Source organism: Kytococcus schroeteri (genome assembly GCF_002847825.1).
Classification (GTDB): domain Bacteria; phylum Actinomycetota; class Actinomycetes; order Actinomycetales; family Dermatophilaceae; genus Kytococcus; species Kytococcus schroeteri.
In genome coordinates this window covers 1-315 of sequence record NZ_PKIZ01000139.1, presented here as the reverse complement: position 1 = coordinate 315, position 315 = coordinate 1, and the positions used below count along the sequence as shown (strand labels likewise).

The window sequence follows — 315 nt, the reverse complement described above, 5'->3', positions numbered from 1 at the left end:
TTCAGGATGCGCTGGTAGTGCGTAATCATTACCACGCCGCCGTTCTCACGCTCCTGGTAGCGGTTGATGCCATCGGAGACGACACGCAGCGCGTCAACGTCCAGGCCGGAGTCGGTCTCGTCCAGGATGGCGAACTTCGGCTTCAGCAGACCCAGCTGCAGGATCTCGTGGCGCTTCTTCTCGCCACCGGAGAAGCCCTCGTTGATGGAGCGCTCGGAGAACGACGGGTCGATCGCCAGCTCTTCCATCGCGCCGCGGGCCTCCTTGACCCATTCGCGGATCTTCGGTGCTTCGCCGCGCACGGCGGTGGCGGAA

The 315-nt window shown here is 64.1% G+C and carries 1 pseudogene; it reads right to left on the bottom strand.

The annotated features are described in order from the left end of the window. Nucleotides 1–315 (bottom strand): annotated as a pseudogene (gene sufC / locus CYJ76_RS11885) (Fe-S cluster assembly ATPase SufC); the annotation flags it as partial.